Source organism: Methylobacterium sp. 37f (assembly GCF_023093475.1).
Classification (GTDB): domain Bacteria; phylum Pseudomonadota; class Alphaproteobacteria; order Rhizobiales; family Beijerinckiaceae; genus Methylobacterium.
This window is the reverse complement of record NZ_JAGHKN010000144.1, coordinates 1-265: the sequence shown is the minus strand read 5'-3', so window position 1 is coordinate 265 and position 265 is coordinate 1. Positions and strand designations below refer to the sequence as shown.

At 72.5% G+C, this 265-nt stretch carries 1 protein-coding gene; it reads right to left on the bottom strand.

Going from position 1 to position 265, the window contains the following annotated elements:
• The coding region (locus tag J7U37_RS25020) for an Ig-like domain-containing protein (protein ID WP_247637511.1) at positions 1-265 on the bottom strand (265 nt) is incomplete at both ends.

Genomic DNA, 265 nt, shown 5'->3' with positions numbered 1-265 from the left:
GGCCGCATCGGCGGCATTGCCCGTCAGGACGTTGTTGCCGTCCGCCAGCGGGGTGGTCGGCGTGAAGGTGAAGCGTCCGTCGGTCCCGACCAGCGCAGTGCCGAGCACGGTGCCGTTGTCGGAGATGATGACGGTGGTGCCGGCCTCGGCCGTACCCGTGATGGTCGGGGTGGTGTCGGTGGTCGGCGCCAGGGCGTCGAACACCGGTGCGCCCGGCGGCGTGAGGTCGATGACCAGGGGTGTCGCTGCGGAGGCGGGCGAGGCG